Source organism: uncultured Methanobrevibacter sp., assembly GCF_902788255.1.
Lineage (GTDB): Archaea > Methanobacteriota > Methanobacteria > Methanobacteriales > Methanobacteriaceae > Methanocatella.
In genome coordinates, this window is sequence record NZ_CADAJR010000006.1 from 36,820 (window position 1) to 58,977 (window position 22,158).

The window sequence follows — 22,158 nt, forward strand, 5'->3', positions numbered from 1 at the left end:
CTACTCCTCGCTATCTTTCTCATTGATGTTTTCTAATACATCTTTGCCTGTATCAGTTAATCTGTATAACCTGCCTTTACGGGCTTCTTCATTAATACATTCAACAATGTCTTTACTTTTTAATTCGCTTAGGACTTTTGAAATATGATTGGTTCTGATTCCACTGTCTTGAGCAATTTTTGTTGGTATTTTAACATCGTCTCCAATTGATTTCAACGTTTTCTCCCTATATTTGGAAATTTGAACATATGAAGTTAATTTCAAAAGTTCATCGTTCTCTTTTACCATGATTACTTATATGGTTGTTTATAATATAAAATAGTTTATAACATTATATAATTAAATTATGCACCTGTTAGGTAATTAATTTAAAACGATTAAATACATATATATCTTGTGTTAAACATAGTATTGATTAATTATAATTAATTGATTGTTATGAAATGTAGTAAATGTGGTTTTGAAAATAAAGACAAGGCAAAGTTCTGTACAAAATGTGGGAATTCATTGGCTGTGGAAGAGCCTCAACCTACCGCCAGCAGTTCTGGCAATTCAAAGATGATTATTTTTGCACTTATTGCCATTATAATCATTTTGGCAGGTACAATTGGCTACTTTGCATTGAGTTCAAACTCAGGCAATGTTCAAAGCGATGATGCTTCACAAAGTGCAGGTTCCAGCGAAAACAAGTCTGTAGACAATTCTGATGACAAGGATGATGAATCTGATTCAGCAAAGACAACTACTGTATCATCATCAAAATCTTCATCATCTTCCAGTGATTCAAAGGATTGGGTGTCAATAGGAAGCTATTCCGGTTCAGGATCAGGTTCTCAAACTATTAATGTTCCTGCAGGAAAGATTATGGTAAAACTTTCAGCATATCCGATTAAAAACTATGCAACTAACCATTTGTACGTTTCAGGTTCCAATGGTCAGTCTGGTGGAGTTGATTGGGGATCCAAAAGTGCAGTTGAAACCAGATCTGATTCATTTACATTCACCTCATCATCTGAAGAGGTATTTACTATAGACTATTATGAAACAGTAAGCTGGGAAGTTGAATTCTTTAGATATCAGTAAGTGATTTAATATCACTTATCTTATTTTTTTTTGCATAATTATTAATACATAAAATTATAGATTAATTACTATGTTTTTTGATTTAAACGTTAAGGGTAGTGGCCTTGAAAATAATATAAAAATGGCCAAACAGGCTTCTGATTACGGTTGGGAGCATATTAACTTTTCTTATGGTCAAAATGATTTTCGTGATGCCCTGGATTTAAAGGATGAATTAAATGATAATTTGGATGGTATCATCGATTTTGACTATACTCTGGAGGTTAAATCAACAAACATTAATGAAATCAGAAAGGCTGTAAACAAATTCAGGGACAAGGCATTGTGCATATCTGTTGTTGGAGGCGATTTGAAGGTCAACAGGGCCGTTTTGGAAAACATCAGAATTGACGTGCTCTCACGCCCGTATCTTAAAAGACACGATTCCGGTTTGAATCATGTGCTGGCTAAGGAGGCCCTTAACAATAATGTTGCAGTTGAGGTGTGCTTCAATGATATTTTGAAAAGTTATCTGACTCCAAGGGCCAAGGTTATTTCAAACTTTAGGGATATCTACACATTATACAGGAAATTCGATTTTCCACTAGTTTTATCCTCAGGTGCACGGTCCATTTTTGATATTAGAACCACCCATGATTTTATGGCGGTATTCAGACAGACAGGATTGTCTGATGATGAGATTGAAAAGTCATTCAACACCTCTCATGATATTCTAAAAAACAATAAAAACAGGTCTGATCTTATTTTCAGAGGTGTCAGGAGGGTTGATGATGAAGCTTAAGGTCCTTCCACCTACACTGAGAAAAAACAATAGATATCTGACACTGGATATCAAATGCGATTCAGAAATTAACAAGGATGAACTTGTCGGCCTTGTGTGGGACACCTGTGTTCGATTTCAGGGTGAATGCATGACTTCCAATTTTAATTTATGGGTGATGAGATTCTATGAATTTGAAAAGAATGATGATTATATCCATTACAAATCAATTATCAGATGCCAAAGGGATATCACTGATGAGGTCCGATCTTCACTAGCATTGGTTAGGAAATACAACGGCAAACTGATTTCCATCACTACCATAGGAATGTCCGGAACAATAAATGCATCACAAAAATTCATTTAATTACTTTTAGTTAGAAAAAAATAGAAAACTTTATTAATTAATATCTTTATAAATACTATTGGATTTATGGAAAAAAGAATAAAATAATAATTTTAATATTCTTTCTTCAAGAAATTAAAATTAAAAATTTGCCTTTTCATGGAAGATTTGGGTTTATTTTTTTTAAGTTGTCGAAATTAAATTATGATATTTATAAAAAAATATGAGGTATAAATATGCAACCTTTACAAAATGCTGGATATGATAGGGCTATTACTGTATTTAGCCCAGATGGAAGACTTTTCCAAGTAGAATATGCAAGAGAAGCTGTAAAAAGAGGAACAACATCAATAGGTGTTAAAAGTTCAGAGGGTATTGTTTTAGCTGTCGACAAAAGAACCACCTCTAAACTGGTGGAAGCATCATCTATCGAAAAGATTTTCAAAATAGATGAACATATTGGAGCAGCTACTTCTGGTCTTGTTGCAGATGCAAGAGCATTAGTTGAAAGGGCAAGAGTTGAAGCACAAATCAATAAAATTACCTACTCAGAACCAATTCGCGTAACAAGCCTGTCCAAGAAGTTATGTGACATGCTTCAGTTATATACTCAAAATGGTGGAGTAAGGCCATTCGGTTCCGCTTTAATCATTGGTGGAATATATAACGGAAAATGCAAACTCTTTGAAACCGATCCAAGTGGAGCATTAATTGAATATAAGGCAACTGCAATCGGTTCAGGAAGATCCGCTGCAATGGACATCTTTGAAGAAAAATATGAAGATGACCTTTCATTAGAGGATGCTATCAAATTAGCATTGACCGCTATCAATGAAGCAACCGACCATGAAACCACTTCAAACAATGTGGAAATTGCAGTAATTAAACTTGAAGATGAAAAATACGAAAAACTCGCTCAAGATGAAGTTCAAAAATTCATCGATGAAGTAATTCCTAAAGAAGAGGAAGAAGAAAGCGAAGAAGAATCTGAAGAGGATTCCGAAGAAGAATAATTATTTTCTAATTAATTGTTGGGAGATGCTTTGATGGTAAATGTTGATGAAGCTATTATCGCTAAATATGAGTACATGGGTGAACACTTTGAAATATTGGTTGACCCGGACTTAGCAGCAGATTTTCGTAATCCTGATGGCCCAGATGTTGCCATCGAAGATCTTTTGGCTGTTGAAGAAATTTTCAAAGATTCCAAAAAAGGAGATAAGGCTTCCGATGAAGCTATGAATAAGATATTCGAAACTACAGATCCTATTGAAGTTTCTAAAATCATACTTGAAAAGGGAACTGTACAACTGACTGCCGACCAGAAAAGAAAGATGCAGGAGGATAAAAGAAAACTTGTTATTAATAAGATTGCCCGTGAAGCAATCAATCCTCAAAATGGACTACCTCATCCGGTTCAAAGAATTGAAAATGCCTGTGATGAGGCCAAGGTAAAATTTGATCCATTCACATCAGTAGACCAGCAAGTTCAGTCAGCGCTAAAAGCCATCAAACCACTTATTCCAATCCGTTTTGAAAGAGTTAAAGTTGCCGTAAGACTTCCGGGTTCAGCAGCAGGAAGCGCTTATAATGTAATCCATGGATTTGGAGAAATCATCAATGAGGAATGGCAACAGGACGGCTCATGGATAGGTATTATTGAAATGCCTGGTGGTCTTCAAAATAATTTTGCTGCAAAGATGGCTGAAATTTCAGGCGGAGAGGCAGAAACCAAAACAATTAATTAAATCAATTTCATTTTAATGGGATATTATGATACATGTGGAAAATAAAGATTTAGTTATTCCAGGTCAAATATTGGCCGATGACGAATACTATTCAGGAAGAGGTACCTTTAAGGAGAATGGTAAAGTTTGCTCTTCTTTATTAGGTCGTGTTTCTTTAAGGAATAAGAAAATTAGAGTTATTCCTTTAAAAAGCAAATATGTTCCTAAGAAAGGAGATGTCGTAATCGGTAAGATTAAAGATGTAAGATTTTCAATGTGGGATGTAGACATCAATTCACCATATTCCGGAATTTTACCTGCCTTTGAAGTGTTTGGACGTGAGAAAAAAGAACTCAACAAAGTATTTGATGTTGGGGATGTTCTATTTTTAAGAGTTGTCGAAGTTGATGAAATCAAAAAGGCAAAACTCGGTTTGAAAGGTAGAGGAATGGGTAAATTCAAAGGAGGAATAATCGTAGACATTGCTCCAACCAAAGTTCCTAGATTAATCGGTAAGAAAGGCTCCATGATCAACATGATTAAAGACAAGACAAAATGTAAAATCGTTGTTGGTCAAAATGGACTTGTTTGGGTTAAAGGAAATGAAGATATGGAACAACTTACCCGTGATATAATTCATTTAATTGAAGCTGAAGCTCATACTTCCGGTTTAACTAATAAAATTAAGAACAAATTGTACTTAGCTATTGATGGAGAATTGCCTCCTGAAGAGGTTGAAGAAGCTGAAGAAGAATTTGTTTTAGAAAAACCTACACTTCAAAATTTTAAAGAAGAATTAGAACAAGAAGAAAGAGAAGCTGAAGAAAAAGCTGCGGAAGAGAAAAAAGAGAAAAAAGAAAAACCAGATATTGGTGAAGTTATAGAAGAATTTAAAAGAAAAAATAAAAGCAAAGATGGCTCATTATCCTATGGGGATAACTCCAATAACTCTTTTATATTAAACAATAAATGATTCTTCAAAAATAGAGGTTGATATGATGTCAGATTTAATAAGAGATGATGGTAGGAAATTTGATGAATTACGTCCTATTAAGATTGAAGCTGGAGTTTTAGAACGTGCAGATGGTTCAGCTTACTTGGAAGTTGGTGGAAATAAAATATTAGTTGCAGTTTATGGTCCTAGAGAATCATACATTAGAAGATTACTTGAACCAAATACCGGTGTTATCAGATGCAGATATAACATGGCACCGTTTTCTGTAGATGACAGAAAAAGACCTGGTCCTGACAGAAGGTCTTCTGAAATTTCCAAAATCACCGCTGATGCATTAAGGCCAGCTTTAATGTTGGAAAATTATCCAAGATCAATGATTGACGTTTATATTGAAGTAATTGAAGCGGAAGGTGGAACCCGTTGTGCAGGTATTACCGCTGCTTCCGTTGCGCTTGTCGATGCAGGAGTGCCTATGAAAGATATCGTAGTGGGCTGTGCTGCAGGTAAAGTTTATGATGAAATTGTTCTTGACTTATCTGAAAAAGAAGATAAGGAAGGTCAGGCTGATGTTCCAATAGCTATGATGCCAAGAACCGGTGAAATCACATTACTGCAAAGTGACGGTGACTTGACTGAAGAGGAATTTGCAAAAGCAATCGATTTGGCTATGGAAGGATGTCGTAAAGTAAACGAGATTCAAAAAGAAGCCTTAATGAAAAAATATTCTATTGAATAGGGGGTGGAAGATATGGAGATAGTACCAGAAATTACAAGAAGAAGTATTGTAAATCTTGTCCGCAATGATAAAAGAGAAGATGGCAGAGCACTTGATGAATATAGGGACATTTCTATTGAAACTAATGTTATTTCTAAAGCTGAAGGTTCCGCTCGTGTAAAACTTGGAGGAACTCAAGTTATTGTAGGTATTAAACCACAAATTGGAAGTCCCTTCCCAGACACTCCGGATGTAGGGGTATTAATGACCAACTGTGAAATGTTGCCAATGGCTGACCCTACCTTTGAACCAGGACCACCTAGTGAAGATTCAATCGAACTTGCGCGTGTAGTCGACAGGGGTATTCGTGAAAGTGAATTGGTGGAATTGGACAAATTATGTATTGAAGAAGGAAAACACGTCTGGATGTTATTCATTGATTTACACATTATCGACAACTGCGGTAACCTTTTCGATGCATGTGAATTGGCTGTAATGGCTGCTTTAAAATCCACAAAATTGCCTGTTGCAACTATTGTCGATGAAGAAGTTGTCGTCAGTGAAGAAGAAACCTTCGACTTACCGATCAATAATGAATTGGCTTTATGTACTTTCGTTAAAATCGGTGATAAGATGGTAATCGACCCAACATTATCCGAAGAAAGAGTAGCTAGTGCACGTTTAAATGTTGGTGTCACAAAAGATGGTCACATCTGTTCCATGCAGAAAGGTGGACAGGAACCATTAACCAAAGACGATATTTTATTCGCTGTCAATAAGGCAGTAACAAAAACAAAAGAGTTAATAGAACATCTTTAAATGTCCTCTGGACGATTAAGATTTCTAAATTCTTTTTTTTCTATTTTTTTATTATCAATCAAGACAAATTTTGTATCTATTTTTTCAATGAGTCCCTTTATGTGAAGAATGTCCTGTGATATCAGACCTTCAATTTCGGGAATGATGTTTTTGCTGTAGATTGAATGCAGTGGCTCGGATGTTTTCAATTTGTTTTCGCTGTCGTGGTATGGCACAACTGCATCGAAGGATTCATCGATTTCATTAAAAATAGTGCTTATATAGGATGCTGATACATATGGGCTGTCACATGGAAGTACCAGTGAATATTTTCCGGTGATTTGGGCGAGTCCGGTAAGTATTCCAGGCATGGGGCCCTTATCTTTGATTTTGTCCTCAACAAATCTGATGGTATAGGTGTAATCTGAAGGGTCAATAAACTTACTATATTTCGCAATCCTTTCAGGGTTGTTTAAAACGATGATGGCTTCAGAAATTTGATGGTTTAAAGTAGTAAGAATATGTTTAATCATAGGTTTATTTTGAATAATCATAGATCCCTTGTCCTGACCCATTCTACTACTTTTACCTCCACATAATATTATGCAAGATTTAATATTTTCACCATTTTCAATATCGTTACTCATATTAAATCCTCCAAAATCTATTTTACGTATACATCTGCGTCTTCGTCAAACGGATTTGTACGAATGATTAATGCAATCATGTATGGATGATGTTTATACAGGTATCTTAAATAATAAACCCATTCATAAACCAGTTTGTTGTATACTCTTTGCATATCTCCATTTAAATGACCAAAATCGGCATCATTGACCAATGCAAGATCGGTTCTGTGTTCCAATTCTTCATCAAGGTGAAGAATGGCATTTATTAAACCAGTAAACTCTTCTTTTTCAAGCAGGTTTGGATTGTTGATTAGATTGATGATGAATTCTCTTTTGCCAACAAGCAGGGTTCTTAAGTTTTCCAAAAACTCTTCCCTTTCTTCAGGTGCAATGTCTGCCTGGAAATCAATGGAAGCGTTTTTAAGTTCATCCAGTTTTGCATCAAAGTCCTTTTCATCCCAATTTTTAATGGATTTCAGGGTTTGGGTATCTGCATTATATTTGTTGACAGCACTTAACTGTCCAATCAAATCGTTTCCAAGTTCTGAAAAGAAAGTGCTCATAAGCATGTCCAATTTTTCAAGCATGGCTTCTTTTTCTTTTCTTTCAATAATTTCATCAAGTAGGAACGCTACAATAAGTATGTCCACAGGAATGAATCCCAAATGTGTCCATATATATGAAATAATATGTTCCGCATCACCTAATACAAGGTAATTTGACCCATATATGATTATTATCAGTATAACCATCAGTATGGAAAATTTTGCTTTCCAGCTTAAACGTTTGCTCATTTTATTGTCTCCAATTATCTTTTTTTAGCAGTAATGATAGCTATTGGGTTTTCACTGATCATTAGAACTCCTCTGTCAAGAATTCTTCCGTTTGAAACATTAACTTCCATTAATTTAGGGTTATAACCTAAACTTTTGAGCTTGTTGACTGCTTCAACCTTTGTGTCAACCAGAATAGCTGTTATGAGTATTCTGCCCTTTGAATTTAGTTTTTCATCAACGATATCGAGAATATTTTCAAGCTGCTTGCCGCTGCCTCCAACAATGGCAATGTCAATATCGTCTATATCTTTAAGAGCATTTGCCCCATCATCGTTGATTAGTGTGACATTGTCTCCAAGTCCGAATTTCTTAAGATTTTTACCGGTCACTTCAATCGCTTCCGGATTGGTGTCGATTGAAATCACTTCACGGGCTCTCTGTGAAAATTCACAGGTAATGCCTCCGGTTCCACATCCGCAATCCACAACCTTGTCGCTTGAAGTCACTTCTGATTTGTATAAAAGTATGGCTCTTATGGCCTCTTTTGTTGGCCCTGGAACGTCACAGGATTTGATAAAGTCCTTATCATCTAACATTTACTCCCACCTTTTAAATAAATCATTTTCGATTTTCAAGGAGTCTAAAATCTTTCCGACAATGAAGTTTATCTGGTCGTCAACTGTATCGTGTGTTGAGTAAAATCCTGGCATTGCAGGTAAAATTATAGCTCCTTCTTGTGATAATGTTAGCATATTCTGTAAATGGATACTTCTCAGAGGGGTTTCACGTGGCACAATAACGGTAGGTCTTCTCTCTTTTAAACTTACATCCGCCACTCTTGTTATCGTATTTGCACCATAGCCGTTTGCTATTGATGATAATGTCTTCATTGAACATGGTGCAATTACCAGTGCCTCTGCCTTAAATGATCCGCTGTTGATGGATGATGTCAGGTCATTGAAGTCATAATATTTGTCTGCAATCGCTATGACATCTTCCACTTTGTATTCTGTTTCTGATTCAATAACTATCTTTGCGGTATCGCTTATTACCAATCCGCTTTCTATATTTAATTTCTTTAGGGTTTCAAGGAGTCTTATTCCATATATTACTCCACTTGCTCCGGTTATTCCAACTACTATCATTTTATCTCCTAGAACAATTTGATTTGGTCATAGTGTATTCCGTGGAATTTTTCACGGTCAATTTCAGGTAAATCAAGATAGTGCTCTATTTTGAATTTCTCGAATTTTGATTTTTCATCTTCCGGAACATATACGCTGATGTCTGGTATGTTGAATCTTGCTTTGCTCAATGCTCCTATGATATTTGATATTTCAGTCAATGGGTATAGCTTGCCATCTACGCTTACCTGTGTTTTCATCTCATCGAAACGTGGGTATTCCGCAATGTTTATGAATACATAATCCTTGTCAATTTCGTAATCTTCACTTATTTCCTCTTCGGCTTTTCTGAGTTCTTCAGGATTGATTTTATACATTTTTTCCGGGAACTTGAAATTGTCCAGTCTGATGGTTTTGACTCTTTTTGGAATGATTCTGTTGTCAAGTCTGTGCATTATGTCATTTGCATATTCATTTTCACAATGCCTGAATGTTGCGATGATGTCGGAATCGTCATACTTGTATATTTCATTCTCGTTGATTACTCCCTCATTGATTATCTTTTTAAGTGCTCTTCTAAACATTGTGTTGACGATTCTTGTTGTGTGGTGCTGATATACGCTCGGATACATGAAGTATCTTGATACCAATGCCCCCTCAGCTGCCTGAACACCTTTAATGTCTAGAATCAGTCCATCGTCCAATGTCAAATTTGAAATCAGCCTTTCATAATCAATCTTACCGTAGGACACTCCGGTATTGTGGGAATCCCTTAACAGATAATCCATCCTGTCGACATCCAGCTCTCCGGATACGATCGGTCCGAGATATCCTTTTCCGTTGATTATGTCCACGATTTCATTTACATCGAATTTCTCTTCAAGCAAGTCTCTCATGGAGGTTTTGGTAATGACGTATTTTGAAAGTTCCTCATGGGGAACACTCAACACTCCCTCGGATACATGTGAGAACGGTCCGTGGCCGACATCGTGCAGGAGGGCTGAAGCCCTGACCAGTTCAATTTCATCAGATGTCAGTTCAAGCTCTTCGGAAAGCTTTGATCCCAGATTCATTGTTCCTATACAATGTTCAAATCTTGTATGGGTCGCTCCAGGATAAATAAGGCTTATTAATCCAAGCTGTTTTATGCGTCTTAAGCGTTGGAATTGAGGCATGTCCATAATTCTTAATTCAAAGCCGTCAAGGGTGATGTCTCCATAAACGCTGTCTCTGATAAACTTCTTTTTGCTTTTCATAGTCCGTCCTCGATGAATTCTTCTATATTTTCCCATCCGTAGTCAGTATCATTTGAGTCTACCGTATCTTCAATGTCATAAGTTATATTGTCATTTGAAGTGCTATTGGTGGCATTGGTGGTATTTGTGTCATTTTTTGGAATAATTGTTGGCACATAGTCCACTTCTGCAGGTTCAAAACTTTCATTGCTTAATGCGATTAGCTTATATGAATCATAATCATCGTGTATTGTCATAGAAGCAACTGCAGTGCTTACACAGAATGCAGCAACTGCAATTATTAGGAAAACTATCAAATTCGCTTTTTGTGAACCTCTCATAATAACACTTTCATATTTATACTATTATTATTTATATAAAAGGTTAATATTTAATTGTTTCTTTGAAATTAGGGTTTTTTTAAGTTTTTTTTCAATTTTTCTTACATTTCTTCAAAACGTTTATATAGGAGTTTGACAAATTATTATATATCGGAAGTATACTTCCGACATATCATTGCCGACAAGATGGTGATGTTATGAAATAAATTATTATGAGTTAGATAAAATGGTTATGTTCAATGCAGGTGACACCGCATGGATACTTGTATGTACCTTACTGGTGCTTTTGATGAGTATTCCGGCTGTCGCATTTTTTTATGGAGGATTAAGCAAACGTAAAAACGTATTAAATACAATATTTCTAACTTTCATTGCATTTTCAATAATCAGTGTAATATGGGTAATATTTGGTTATCAATTTGCTTTTGGAAGTGATATTCACGGATTGATAGGATCACCGACCAATTTCTTCTTGCAGGGAATCGGTCTGGATGATTTGAAGGGAACAATTCCAACATTGCTGTTTGTAATGTTTCAGTGTGCATTTGCAGGTCTGACCTGTGCAATCATGTCTGGTGCTTTGGTTGGAAGGATGAAAACAAAAGCATGGGTAATATTTGTTCCTTTATGGGCAGTTTTGGTCTACATCCCTGTCGCCCACTGGGTATGGGGTGGAGGATGGTTGATGCAGATGGGTGCACTTGACTTTGCTGGTGGTGCGGTTGTACACATTAATTCAGGTATCTCAGCACTTGCAGTGGCATTGGTTTTAGGAAAAAGGAAAGATACCTCATTAATCCCTCACAACCTGGGTTATGCAGTACTTGGGGCAGCATTACTATGGTTTGGATGGATGGGATTCAATGGAGGATCAGGTCTTGCAGCAGACGGTCTTGCTGCTAATGCAATAATCGTTTCAAATGTCTCAGCAGCTACCGGGCTGATAGTGTGGACAATAATAGATACAATGGTTGTGGGAAAACCGACAGTTCTCGGTGCAATATCCGGTGCAGTTGCGGGTTTGGTAGGAATTACTCCGGCTGCAGGTTTTGTTGATGTGCTGGGAGCATTGGCAATAGGTGTTGTGGCTCCATTGATTTCATACTTCGCAATCTATTATCTAAAACCGAAACTTGGCTATGACGATGCTCTGGATGTATGGGGAATTCACGGAATGTCAGGAGTATGGGGAGCAATAGCAACAGGAATATTTGCAGTGCCTGCTGTCGGTGGTGTTGCAGGACTATTCTATGGAAATCCTAACCAGGTGATAATCCAGATAATCAGTGTAATCGCAACAATAATATACTCATTTGCAATAAGCTATATATTGGCTAAGGTATTAGACAAGGCTATGAATGGAATAAGAGTCGAAGATCATGAAGAGATTGGTGGACTTGACAGCAATCTTCACAAGGAATCCGCATATAACTTGAATTAATGGAGGTAGATATTCATGAAACGTATAATTGCCATTATAAGGCCGGAAAAATTTGAAGATGTCAAAAAGGCTTTGGTTGAAGTAGGCTGTGAGGGGATGACCGTTTCCGAAGTAAAGGGACGGGGAAGTCAACAGGGAATCAGAGAATCCTACAGGGGTTCAAGCTATTGTATAGATTTGATTCCAAAAACCCGTATTGAAATAGTTGTCAAGGATGAAGGCCTTGACCTGCTTGTCGAAGCAATCAAAAAAGGCGCTCACACCGGAAACATCGGGGATGGAAAAATATTCATCCAGCCGGTTGAAAACGTGATAAGAATAAGGACCGGCGAAGACGGTGATGATGCAGTTTAGACTAAATATTTGATAACTCCCTGGAAAATGATGCTTATGCATCATTTTCCTATTTTTTTTACAGACTCTATTTTTATGATATTTTTAGCATTTTTAACAAACTTTTAAATATTACAAAATACTACTGATTTTTAACTAATTATTTGGCACTTAAGAGATTTTTATGATAGTAAAAGATTGGTGCTCATTCTGCGGAGAATGTGCAGGAGTATGTCCAAGAAATTTGATTCAAGTTAGAGAATATTCATTAGTCTTTAACGATGGCGACTGTAAAGATTGTGATACATGCATTAAAGCATGCCCTATTGATGCTTTAGAAAAAGAGGAATGATTATATGATTGAAACTGATGTAATAGTTGTTGGTTCTGGACCTGCAGGTTCCAGTGCAGCAAAACACGCTGCATTAGGTGGAGCAAAAGTTATTTTAATGGATAAAAAATCTGAAATAGGTTCACCGAAAAGATGTGCTGAAGATATACCTGTTAAAGGTCTAGAAAAATTGGGAATCGAACTTTCCCCTCTTTGGATTGCCAAAATAATAGGCGGTATAAGAATTCAGACACCTGACGGAACAGACCTCTGGTTACCAAAAGATATAACAAATCTTTCTGAAGCAGATTGTGTCCTTGAAAGAAAAGTATTCGATAAACACATGGCTATGGATGCCGCAAGAGCAGGTGCCGAAATCAGAATTAAAACTTTAGTGACTGATATTGAAAAAATTGAAAACGGTTTTATTGTTGAAACAGAATCCATGGGTAAAAAACAGGATTTCAAATGTAAAATACTGGTTGCAGCTGACGGTGTTGAAGGACATGTCGCAAGATGGGCAGGTCTTAGACCCGCTGCAAAAGCAAAAGAAATGGGATCCTGTGTACAATATGAAATGTGTAATGTTGAATTTGAAAAACAGGGTTTTATTGAATTTTATTTTGGGTCATGTGCTCCTGGTGGATACGCATGGATTTTCCCTAAAGGAGATGACATTGCAAATGTCGGTTTAGGGCTTTTTTCTCACAAAGCAGAAAAATCAGCTAAAGAATACCTGGATGATTTTGTCGCCAAGTCTCCATACTTAAAAAATGCTCAAGCTGTTGAATTAAATGTTGGAGGAGACCCTGCTGGGGGAATGATTGAAAAACTTTATGACGACAATATTATGGTTGTCGGAGATGCAGCAGGTCAGGTAAACCCATTAACTGGTGAAGGAATTATTCCTGGTATGATTGGTGGAATGTGTGCAGGTCAGGTAGCCGCTCAGGCTATTAAAGAGGATTGCTCTAAAAAATTCTTAAAATTATATGATGAAATGGCTCGTAAAGAACTTGACTATGAAGATAAAGGATATAAAAAAGTGCAGGAATATGTATATTCCCTGTCTGATGAAGAATTGGATGAGATTGGTCATGCACTTGAAAAAGAAAGCTTTGATGAGGCTTCATCTGCTGAAGTGGTTAAAAAATTAATTGAAATATCTCCAAAAGCTTCACGTTATTTAGGAAAACTCGTATAGAGTTTTTGATTGGGATGGTTAATTGAAGTCATGGCAATTTCAATTTCTCCAGTTAAAAAGTTTCGGTATTGATTATAATCAGTAACTGATTACAACCCCACCAATATCTGAGGTGTCAACCCATGTGGTAATGCCTGAGATTTCATATAAATCACCATTGATGTATTCATAGGAGATTTCCTTGTTGTCGCTTACCAAATGAATCTGGTTTTCGTTGATCTCATCAACCCTTTTGATGATTCCGCCATATTCGTCACTCTCTGCAATGACTATGTCACCAACTTTAACGTCATGTGTCTTGTTTACAAGGACTTTCTGTCCGTCAAGCAATGTTGGAAGCATTGATGTTCCGTCAACATTAACGATGAGGGGAATTTGGTCAGGTCCGATTGATGAGTCAAGATTGATTTTAGGATCCTTCAAACCGTACTGCATACAGATGTTTTTAACGTTCTGTTTGTATTTTGGGATGTCTGTGGTTGTATCGTTCATGACTTTCAGTGTATAATCGCATATATCTCTGGTCAGACCTGTTCTGTCGATATCTGAAAATGTGGTTGTTTCAACGGTAACGTTTTCCCCATCAATGTAGATGTCAATGGTATCTCCACCGAATAGGGCGATTCCACAGATTATGATTAAAATAAGAATAAGCAATGCTAAAATTATTTTTTTAGCCATAAAATCACTCTTCCATGATGTTTAAATCCATGTTGAGAAGTGCCTTCATTGTTTCAATGTCAATCTGGCCCGGTGCTGTAACATCGGTTCCGGCGGCAAATGTAATTGGTGAGTCGAATTTTGACGCCATGACACGTGTATAGCTTCCCAAATCACCCATGGAAATTGCAATGGTGTTTTCACAGTGGGACAATACTGCAAGTATGGTCAGTGTGTCCTCCAAATCCTGCGGCATGAATGCAACCTTTGCAATGTCTCCCAATTCCTGTTCCTTGGAAACGATATACATTATTTCGTTCAAATCCGGTGTCTTTTCAAAGTCATGGTATGAAACGATGGTTTTGACTCCAGTATCATGAATCTTTTTTATGTACTCGTCATCGCATTGAAGCTCAATATCCACGTAGTCAACCAAATCGCAGCATTCATAGAGTATGTTGAATCTTTCCTCTTCAGTTCCCTTAAATGATCCTCCTTCTGAGGTGATTCTGTTGGTTGCAATCATTGGAAAATTGATTTCGGCAATTGTATCCTTGATTTCTGTGATGTTTGGGTTTTTAAGCGCATCTATTCTGAACTCCAATACGTCCGCACCCTTGTCGATACAATCTTTTGCAACTTCAATAACGTCTTTGCAATTTTCCTGAAAAATTGGAATTGCAATCTTTGTTTGTGAATACATTATTTAAATATATAAATTAGGTTATTTATTAAGCTTTCTTAATGTTTATATAAATTGAAAAACATAATATATACCAATAAAATTTAAAATTTTATTAGTTTATTAATTGATTATACAAGGTGTTAATTTGAAAATTACAGCTATAGGTGCGGATATATCAAAAAATGATGTGTCATGCAGTTCTAAGCTAGTAGCAACTATTGAAAAGAACCTTCAAAGTGTAAAAGAATTAGGTGCAAGGGATGTTGGTCTTACAAATGTGACAGGTGACGATGTTGTTGTCAGTGCATTTGTAGAGGACGATTTACTTGAAACTGTCAATGAAGGTTTGGTTAATGTTTTAAAGATGAGTGCAGAAAATTTCGGCGATTTGTCTGGAATTTCCGATAATCCTGATGATGCGGGGGAAGGAATTTCATATGCCGAAGCAAGCATAAGAAAAGATTTCTATCCTGATGCAATTGTTTTGGGATTTGATACATATGGCGGTGAGCCGTTTGTTGGTGATGTTGCAAACTCTGCAATCGAGGCGGCACGTGGAATGAAAAACTGTACCGATGTGTCAGACTACATTGAGCCTAAAACAAGAAAGATACCTGGTGTCGGATATGTTTCACCTGAAACCGATGATCCTGTGGTCGTTGCAACTGTTGAAAACATTGAGTCAGTTGGAGTAATTGCAGGGGCAATGATTGGAGCTGCACTTGGAAATAAGAACGTTTATCTAGTTAAAAGAGGAACAACTTGTAATGTATTGCCCGGTAGTGTAATATTCTCAGCTACCGCATTCATGAATGGGAATATAATAGATTTAGCTGTTCCATTTGAAAATAAAACTCGAATATTAAGGTAATAGGGGGTAATTTTATGATTTTATTAAATGAGGATACAAAATGTTTAGTTCAGGGAATAACCGGTAAGCAAGGTTCATTCCATACAGAACAGATGCTTAAATATAATACAAATATTGTTGCAGGTCTAACACCTGGAAAAGGAGGTCAAAAGTTCCTTGATCAGGTACCTATTTTCAATTCAATGGAAGAGGCTGTAGAAGAGGTAGACATCAACGCTTCCATAATATTTGTGCCTGCAAGATTTGCAAAGGATGCTGCATTTGAGGCAATAAGACACTTGGATTTGGTTGTTATTATTTCAGAGCACATTCCAGTACATGACAGTATGAAAATCATGGCATATGCAAAACAGATGGGAACCACAATTATAGGTCCTAACACTCCGGGAATCATATCTCCTGGTGTCGGTAAATTAGGAATCATGCCTACACATATCTTTTCTGAAGGAAATGTGGGTGTAATTTCAAGAAGTGGTACATTAACCTATGAAATTGCAAGCGAACTTACAAATGCAGGAATAGGTCAAAGTACTGCAGTAGGTATTGGTGGAGACCCTGTAACCGGTGACAATTACGTTGACATTCTTAAAAGGTTTGAAAAAGATGATCAAACCGAAGCTGTTGTCTTAATCGGTGAGATTGGAGGAACCGCTGAAGAAAGAGCAGGTAAATACATTGCTGATGAGATGTCAAAACCAGTTGTATCATACATTGCAGGAAGGACAGCACCTCCGGGCAAAAGAATGGGACACGCTGGAGCTATCATTCAAGGATCATCCGGTACTGTAGCAAGTAAAACCAAAGCCCTGAATGATGCTGGTGTGGAAGTGGCTAAAAAACCATCTGAAATTGTAGACTTACTTAAAAAGGTTATGTAGATGACAAATCAGGAAATTATTGATAAATTATTGAACGGCGAAATGAAGCTTTATCAGGTTGACAAGGAAGTTGATGCAAAGACTGCAACCGATATAAGAAGGGAATTTCTCGAACAGAAGTATGATTTGCAATTGCCGAACATCTCCAATTACACTTTGGACATGGAAAGGGCATCAGCAAGAAACATTGAAAATTCAATCGGAGTGCTGCAGTTGCCTATGGGTATTGCAGGACCATTGAAAATCAATGGTGAATACTGTCAAAGGGAAGTTTTCGTTCCGCTTGCAACCTCAGAAGGGGCACTTGTAGCATCAATTAACCGTGGAGCATCAACAATTACCGCATCCGGCGGTGCAAATGCAAGGGTTGTTTCCGATTGCATGACCCGTGCACCGGCAATCAAATGTGAAAATGCAGTTGATGCCATTAAAATCAAACAATGGTTTGTTGATAATTTCGATGAGTTAAAAGAGCTTGCAGAAAGCACAACCTCTCATGGTAAACTGATTAAAATCGATCCTATATTAATTGTTGGAAGCTATGTGTATCCTAGATTTGTATTTTCAACAGGAGACAGTATGGGAATGAATATGGTAACAATAGCTTCTGAAAAAATCTTAGATAAACTTGCAGAAGAGACCACTGCAACCCATATTGCATTAAGCGGAAACGTATGTGTGGATAAAAAGCCTGCAGCTATAAACATTGTTGAAGGAAGAGGAAAAAGTGTAGTTGCAGATATACTGATACCTGAAGAAATCGTTGAAAAGAAACTCAAGACCACAGCTGATGCAATCGTTGAAGTAAACACTGCCAAAAACCTAATCGGTTCAGCTGCAAGTGGAGCAATGGCATACAATGCCCATTATGCAAACATGGTTGCTGCAATATTCTTGGCAACCGGCCAGGATGCTGCACATGTCGTTGAAGGATCCCTCGGTATCACAACAGCGGAAAACAGAAACGGCGACTTATATTTTTCAGTGAACTTGCCTGACCTTCCGGTTGCAACCGTAGGTGGAGGAACAAGTCTTGAAGTTGCTCAGGAAGGATTGAGCATATTGGGTGTTGCTGGCTCAAATCATGCTAAGGAATACGCAGAAATTGTTGCTTCAACCGTTTTAGCAGGTGAATTGTCACTTGTAGGTGCATTGGCTGCAGGACACCTTGCAAGAGCTCACCAGGAACTTGGAAGAGGATAAAATGGATGATTTAGATAATTTATTATATCCTGAAATCACTCTTGAAACTGATGATATTGTAATGACAATTTCCGTTAAGAAAGATTATTCCCAAATTGAAGATTTGGATGAGCGAAAAGAAGAATTCATTAATGATTTGAACGATTTCATTAAGGAATTCAGTGAAACACCTGAATCTCAGGAATTCATGGAATATTTTGATTAGTATTAAATCTAAATCAAAATATTATTCATTCTATTTTTTTTAGTTCACTGATTTTATTTTTATTTCTATTTTTACTTATAATCTATTAAAATTGTCTAATTATTGTGTATTAAGATTTACACTTGAAATTTCACATCGATTAGAAAAAATAAGCAATATATAATTATATATAGTAAAATGGAGAATAAATATTAATATGAAATGCGAAAATACCTATTCTCCAATTAGTTGTTTGTTTTCAAAGCAATTAAATCTTTAGGATTTTGGTTTTGAAAAGCCTGCACTCAAAAAAATCAAAGAAATTAACAAGGACATTAAGCCAAATAAACTGTTGAAATTCATTAAATATGTGTTTAAATACTCAAAAATCGTGTTAAATAAGTATTCAAGCCATTTTTCAAAGCATGATTTCACACAACCTGCATTATTCACACTTTTAGCAGTGAAAATATATACTCGAAGCACCTGCAGACAAATAACAGATTTATTGGAGTTATCTGATACCATACAGAAATATTTACACTTAAAAAAGATTCCACACTACACAACACTCCAGAAATTCTTTCAAAGACTTCCAACATCAATATTGCAAGAATTAAATAAACAAATATTATTAAATCATGAAATAAATGGCGAAATAATTGCTTTAGATGGAAGTGGATTCACTAACGACTGCGCAGACAAATATTACGCAATAATCAGACGAAAAGAAAGAAAAAGCTACGTAAAAAACCATATTTCAATCGATGTAGACAGCAGATTAATACTTCATTATGCAGCCCAAAGAGGTCCAAAATTCGATACACGCTTTGCATTAGCAACAATAAGAAATATAAAGAAATATAAACCAAAATACATCTTAGCAGACAGAGCATATGATACAGAACCCATCAGAAAATGAATAAACGAAGAAGCAAAAGCAGAAGATCAAATACCACTAAAAACCAGAGCAAAAACAGGACATTATCGACTAAAAAGTAAAAAACAATTCAACCAGGAAATATATTCAAGAAGAAATAACGTTGAATCAATATTTAGTGTAATAAAAAGAATATTCAACGGAACAAACCGAAGTAGAAGCCTACAATTATCAAATAAAGAAACAAAACTCAAAAATACAATCTACAACATCTATATCGATCAACTCAAATTCAATAAAAATGAGGATTTCTACAAAGCCAAGATTTATATAAATGGTGAATATATTATACATTGGAGGGTTTAGTTTAATTTAAAATTTTCAATGATAAATTTTGAAGGATGCATCTTATTTTTGCGACAATTGAAGTGTTGGTCTCACATCATATGTTTTTGGTGATAGCGTTCACTATAGTAAGAAAAATATCTCAAAAAGATTATATTAGGTTAGGCTAGTATTTTGAATCAATTTTTTCAATTACCTTTTTAACATTCACTTTTGTTTCAAAACAGCCTGTTTTTTCAAGCAATACTCCTTGAGGGTAAAAATCAGACAGTAACATCATCATCTGGTTTAGGTCCTCATGACAGGCAACGCCAAGAACAGTCTGGAACTTGTTTTCCATCACTATTTTTTTAACGAAACTGGAACCTGGAACGATGTACATTTTATATCCTAAAGGTTCTGCTTTTTTCTTTATTACACCGATTGAGCATAATCCGCATTCAGTGCAGTTCAATCCTTCCTTTTGAAGTGTTGCAGGACAATCTTTATGCCTGAGACAATGTGGTAGGAATATCAATGTCTTTTCAGCGGGGATTCTGTTGTACTGCTCCTTGTTCAAATCGTTTCTCACCTTGATTGCAATGTCGTCAATCAGATTGTCGTCAAGTTTTAGAAAATGAGCTATTGTTTTCAGGGGTGAGTAGAGAAGGTCAACTATGTATAGCAGGAATCTTGGAAACTTTATCTGGTTTTTCTTGGCTATCAAAAGGCCCAGTATAAGGAATATGATCAGCAATATTATGATTATTCCCACTATAAGCACTACCAATTGGCCTAAGAACATGTAAAAAGAATCAATGAACAACATTATTTCAACCTAAAACTCTTCAATGGTGTAATTGTCAAATTCCTTGTTCAGTCTAACTCCTGTTGGTGTTTTTACAATTTCAAGTCCGGACAGGCTGTCGCATGAGCACAGCACGTTCTGTTCGGGATGTGTTCCGGGAGTGATGTTGCAGTTTAGGTTTACTTCATCTCCGATTGATATGACTGTTTCCAATCGTTTTGTTGATGGATGGTCCTTATTTAAAATCACCAAGGGTGAGGACTCTTCACGGCTGAGGTAGGCTTGTGACCTTATTGCACGCTTGTCCTTTTTGAAGTTTGAAACGGCGATTATGTCATCTGATTCTAAAAACTGGACTATTTCCTCATTGTCCTGTGTTGCGATAAATAGCATCTTGTTTTCATAGGCCACTTTTACAACGCCAACCATTCCGGTTTCACCTTCAAGAAATAGTATTTCATCATCTTTAAAATCAATATTCATGTTATCACAAAAAAATAAAAAAAGAGAGTAAATGGGAATTTACTCTGCAAGTTCCACATTGTCGCTTTGACAAGATGGACAAACAACTTTTTTTCCAAGTCCTTTAAAGGAATTTCCACAGTCTTTACAGTGATATTTTTTGGTTTTTAATTTTTTCAAATCAATATCAGCCATTGGGCCTCCACTTGAACACATTTTAAATCACCTATATAATAATATATTATAATCTATTTTTAAATGTATTGTAAAAATGATTAATCAAAGCAACTTTTGAGTATCCTGAATTTGTTTTAGTGTTTGTGAATCATTTGTCAGGTCAAATTTCAACTCCAGGAAGTAAAGTAACTGGTTATACAATTTGTTTTGGTCATATTCCTTAATGAATTCGTCCAATGTTTCTAAAATGAAAGGATTTGGGCCAATCTGAATTTTTTTATCTTCAATAATCTTTATGCATTCATTCAACGGCAATTCCATATTGTCATTTTTTGATTGGATATATTTGATTTCGGTGTATGCAACGGGACTTGCCTCATACTCCATGCTGTAGATGAAAAGTGCCATTGCTGTTTTCATCTGGTTTTCCTCGATGTAGTAGTGCCCGAGGTTTCTGTAGCATCTTGCAATGTCCTGTGGATAATAGGCATATTGCAGTGCATCTGTTGTTCGAATGAAGTATTCGTTGTAGTTGTAGGTATGTATCCTGTAGATTTCGGTAAGCTCAAGGATGATTCTTGCAGAAACCGGATTTATCTTATTGGCCTTTTTAAGGTACTTTTCGGCATTGTCATAATCCTTTGTTTCAAGAAGCAGGAATCCGTAGACATAGTACAAATCAAGCAGTGGCTGATCGTCGGGAATGTATCTCAACTCCTTTTTGGCACCGATGTATTTTCGAAATAGTATTTCCTCCAGGGGATTTGTGAAATAGTGGTATTCGCTAACCTTGTCGTCTTCGAACATTCCAGGAAATGTTTTCATGAATTCATTTAGCTTTTCCAATGGTTTTTCATAGTTTCCATTTTCAATGTCATAATAAATATCGTTTAGAATGTCCATTATAGGATTTTCCTCATTGGAAATGTCAATATATTCCTGTTTTTCATCTTCGCTTAAGCAATCCCACATAAGACGTGATATTTCCTTGATTATCTCCTTGTTGTATGGATGATCCTGGTAGACTTCTATTTGGCTTGACAGGTACTGCCTGTTTAAATCTTTGTTTGAACCAAGATTGGATTTGATTTCTTTTATTATATCTTCGTACATTAACACACCAAAAGTTACTTTAATGGGTAAGGTTTTTATATTACCTCTTACCTATCTAAATATGTATAAAAACTTATTTTTATATTTAATTTAAAAAATTTTAAGGTGATTATTA

29 protein-coding genes and 1 pseudogene are annotated in these 22,158 nt (G+C 36.1%); 17 read left to right on the plus strand and 13 right to left on the minus strand.

The features are described 5' to 3' along the window. The gene (locus QZV03_RS02455; protein ID WP_296874126.1) at nt 1-288 is read right to left on the minus strand and encodes a winged helix-turn-helix domain-containing protein; all 288 of its coding nucleotides are present in this window, start codon (nt 286-288) and stop codon (nt 1-3) included. Nucleotides 289-438: 150 nt separating this feature from the next. Between QZV03_RS02455 and QZV03_RS02460 the strand changes: the two genes are divergently transcribed. The 8 genes from QZV03_RS02460 to rrp42 all read left to right on the plus strand — a co-directional run bounded on the left by QZV03_RS02460 (nt 439) and on the right by rrp42 (nt 6,405). Continuing rightward, nucleotides 439-1,083, plus strand: coding sequence for a zinc ribbon domain-containing protein (locus QZV03_RS02460; protein WP_296874127.1), 645 nt, complete (start codon nt 439-441; stop codon nt 1,081-1,083). A gap of 70 nt (nt 1,084-1,153) precedes the next feature. After that, complete coding sequence (gene rnp3, locus QZV03_RS02465) at nt 1,154-1,864, plus strand: ribonuclease P protein component 3 (protein WP_296874128.1); 711 nt, start codon at nt 1,154-1,156, stop codon at nt 1,862-1,864. Further along, nucleotides 1,854-2,210: an Rpp14/Pop5 family protein gene (locus QZV03_RS02470; protein WP_296874154.1), complete on the plus strand. Its 357-nt coding sequence runs from the start codon at nt 1,854-1,856 to the stop codon at nt 2,208-2,210. The genes rnp3 and QZV03_RS02470 overlap by 11 nt, the downstream gene beginning before the upstream one ends. A gap of 215 nt (nt 2,211-2,425) precedes the next feature. Next, a complete protein-coding gene (gene psmA, locus QZV03_RS02475; protein ID WP_296874129.1) occupies nt 2,426-3,202 on the plus strand; it encodes an archaeal proteasome endopeptidase complex subunit alpha in 777 nt (258 codons plus the stop codon). 33 nt (nt 3,203-3,235) lie between these two features. Then, nucleotides 3,236-3,937 (plus strand): ribosome assembly factor SBDS, encoded by a 702-nt coding sequence (locus QZV03_RS02480; RefSeq protein ID WP_296874130.1) that lies wholly within the window; start codon nt 3,236-3,238, stop codon nt 3,935-3,937. 25 nt (nt 3,938-3,962) lie between these two features. Further along, nucleotides 3,963-4,889, plus strand: coding sequence for an exosome complex RNA-binding protein Rrp4 (gene rrp4 / locus QZV03_RS02485; RefSeq protein WP_296874131.1), 927 nt, complete (start codon nt 3,963-3,965; stop codon nt 4,887-4,889). A 22-nt stretch (nt 4,890-4,911) separates the two neighbouring features. Then, nucleotides 4,912-5,607: an exosome complex exonuclease Rrp41 gene (rrp41, locus tag QZV03_RS02490; RefSeq protein WP_296874132.1), complete on the plus strand. Its 696-nt coding sequence runs from the start codon at nt 4,912-4,914 to the stop codon at nt 5,605-5,607. Nucleotides 5,608-5,619: 12 nt separating this feature from the next. Further along, entirely contained in the window at nt 5,620-6,405 is a 786-nt protein-coding gene (gene rrp42, locus QZV03_RS02495; protein ID WP_296874133.1) for an exosome complex protein Rrp42, read from the plus strand. Here the strand turns inward: rrp42 and QZV03_RS02500 are convergent. From QZV03_RS02500 to QZV03_RS02525, 6 genes are read right to left on the minus strand one after another with little or no spacing between them, the layout of a single operon-like run. Further along, nucleotides 6,402-7,031, minus strand: coding sequence for a molybdenum cofactor guanylyltransferase (locus QZV03_RS02500; protein ID WP_296874134.1), 630 nt, complete (start codon nt 7,029-7,031; stop codon nt 6,402-6,404). The two genes, rrp42 and QZV03_RS02500, sit on opposite strands and share 4 nt — an antisense overlap. A gap of 17 nt (nt 7,032-7,048) precedes the next feature. Next, entirely contained in the window at nt 7,049-7,807 is a 759-nt protein-coding gene (locus QZV03_RS02505) for a hypothetical protein (protein WP_296874135.1), read from the minus strand. 14 nt (nt 7,808-7,821) lie between these two features. After that, nucleotides 7,822-8,385 carry a precorrin-6Y C5,15-methyltransferase (decarboxylating) subunit CbiT gene (gene cbiT / locus QZV03_RS02510; protein ID WP_296874136.1) on the minus strand — a complete coding sequence of 188 codons (564 nt, stop codon included), beginning with the start codon at nt 8,383-8,385 and terminating at the stop codon, nt 7,822-7,824. Beyond that, on the minus strand, nt 8,386-8,934 hold the full coding sequence (locus QZV03_RS02515) for a UbiX family flavin prenyltransferase (protein ID WP_296874137.1): 549 nt from the start codon (nt 8,932-8,934) through the stop codon (nt 8,386-8,388). An 8-nt stretch (nt 8,935-8,942) separates the two neighbouring features. Continuing rightward, nucleotides 8,943-10,169 (minus strand): HD domain-containing protein, encoded by a 1,227-nt coding sequence (locus QZV03_RS02520; RefSeq protein ID WP_296874138.1) that lies wholly within the window; start codon nt 10,167-10,169, stop codon nt 8,943-8,945. Further along, nucleotides 10,166-10,489, minus strand: a complete 324-nt coding sequence (locus QZV03_RS02525; RefSeq protein WP_296874139.1) for a hypothetical protein — start codon at nt 10,487-10,489, stop codon at nt 10,166-10,168. Before QZV03_RS02525 ends, QZV03_RS02520 begins: the two co-directional genes overlap by 4 nt. A 226-nt stretch (nt 10,490-10,715) precedes the next feature. Between QZV03_RS02525 and QZV03_RS02530 the strand changes: the two genes are divergently transcribed. From QZV03_RS02530 to QZV03_RS02545, 4 genes are all read left to right on the plus strand, one after another. After that, nucleotides 10,716-11,930 (plus strand): ammonium transporter, encoded by a 1,215-nt coding sequence (locus QZV03_RS02530; RefSeq protein ID WP_296874140.1) that lies wholly within the window; start codon nt 10,716-10,718, stop codon nt 11,928-11,930. Nucleotides 11,931-11,945: 15 nt separating this feature from the next. Then, a complete protein-coding gene (locus QZV03_RS02535; RefSeq protein WP_296874141.1) occupies nt 11,946-12,284 on the plus strand; it encodes a P-II family nitrogen regulator in 339 nt (112 codons plus the stop codon). Nucleotides 12,285-12,447: 163 nt separating this feature from the next. Next, a complete protein-coding gene (locus tag QZV03_RS02540) occupies nt 12,448-12,615 on the plus strand; it encodes a 4Fe-4S binding protein (RefSeq protein WP_296874142.1) in 168 nt (55 codons plus the stop codon). 4 nt (nt 12,616-12,619) lie between these two features. Next, nucleotides 12,620-13,798 (plus strand): NAD(P)/FAD-dependent oxidoreductase, encoded by a 1,179-nt coding sequence (locus QZV03_RS02545; protein WP_296874143.1) that lies wholly within the window; start codon nt 12,620-12,622, stop codon nt 13,796-13,798. Between the two features lie 78 nt (nt 13,799-13,876). On the opposite strand, the gene QZV03_RS02550 is transcribed toward QZV03_RS02545, so the two are convergent. After that, nucleotides 13,877-14,479 (minus strand): S24 family peptidase, encoded by a 603-nt coding sequence (locus tag QZV03_RS02550; RefSeq protein WP_296874144.1) that lies wholly within the window; start codon nt 14,477-14,479, stop codon nt 13,877-13,879. A 4-nt stretch (nt 14,480-14,483) separates the two neighbouring features. Further along, complete coding sequence (aroD, locus tag QZV03_RS02555) at nt 14,484-15,161, minus strand: type I 3-dehydroquinate dehydratase (protein ID WP_296874145.1); 678 nt, start codon at nt 15,159-15,161, stop codon at nt 14,484-14,486. A 127-nt stretch (nt 15,162-15,288) separates the two neighbouring features. Here aroD and QZV03_RS02560 point away from each other — a divergent pair, with 127 nt between their 5' ends. The 5 genes and pseudogenes from QZV03_RS02560 (at nt 15,289) to QZV03_RS02580 (ending at nt 19,525) form a co-directional block, all read left to right on the plus strand. Further along, nucleotides 15,289-16,014, plus strand: coding sequence for a hypothetical protein (locus tag QZV03_RS02560; RefSeq protein ID WP_296874146.1), 726 nt, complete (start codon nt 15,289-15,291; stop codon nt 16,012-16,014). A 14-nt stretch (nt 16,015-16,028) separates the two neighbouring features. Then, entirely contained in the window at nt 16,029-16,892 is an 864-nt protein-coding gene (gene sucD, locus QZV03_RS02565) for a succinate--CoA ligase subunit alpha (RefSeq protein WP_296874147.1), read from the plus strand. Beyond that, nucleotides 16,893-18,095: a hydroxymethylglutaryl-CoA reductase (NADPH) gene (gene hmgA, locus QZV03_RS02570; RefSeq protein ID WP_296874148.1), complete on the plus strand. Its 1,203-nt coding sequence runs from the start codon at nt 16,893-16,895 to the stop codon at nt 18,093-18,095. 1 nt (nt 18,096) lies between these two features. Next, on the plus strand, nt 18,097-18,300 hold the full coding sequence (locus QZV03_RS02575; RefSeq protein ID WP_292896029.1) for a hypothetical protein: 204 nt from the start codon (nt 18,097-18,099) through the stop codon (nt 18,298-18,300). 442 nt (nt 18,301-18,742) lie between these two features. Beyond that, nucleotides 18,743-19,525, plus strand: a pseudogene (locus tag QZV03_RS02580) (transposase). A 145-nt stretch (nt 19,526-19,670) separates the two neighbouring features. Here QZV03_RS02580 and QZV03_RS02585 read toward each other — a convergent pair. The 4 genes from QZV03_RS02585 to QZV03_RS02600 all read right to left on the minus strand — a co-directional run bounded on the left by QZV03_RS02585 (nt 19,671) and on the right by QZV03_RS02600 (nt 22,043). Then, on the minus strand, nt 19,671-20,312 hold the full coding sequence (locus tag QZV03_RS02585; protein WP_296874149.1) for a DUF116 domain-containing protein: 642 nt from the start codon (nt 20,310-20,312) through the stop codon (nt 19,671-19,673). A 9-nt stretch (nt 20,313-20,321) separates the two neighbouring features. Then, nucleotides 20,322-20,774, minus strand: coding sequence for a hypothetical protein (locus tag QZV03_RS02590; protein WP_296874150.1), 453 nt, complete (start codon nt 20,772-20,774; stop codon nt 20,322-20,324). A gap of 39 nt (nt 20,775-20,813) precedes the next feature. Further along, complete coding sequence (locus tag QZV03_RS02595; protein WP_165814026.1) at nt 20,814-20,969, minus strand: hypothetical protein; 156 nt, start codon at nt 20,967-20,969, stop codon at nt 20,814-20,816. Between the two features lie 63 nt (nt 20,970-21,032). Beyond that, nucleotides 21,033-22,043, minus strand: coding sequence for a hypothetical protein (locus QZV03_RS02600; RefSeq protein WP_296874151.1), 1,011 nt, complete (start codon nt 22,041-22,043; stop codon nt 21,033-21,035). Between the last annotated feature and the right edge of the window lie 115 nt (nt 22,044-22,158).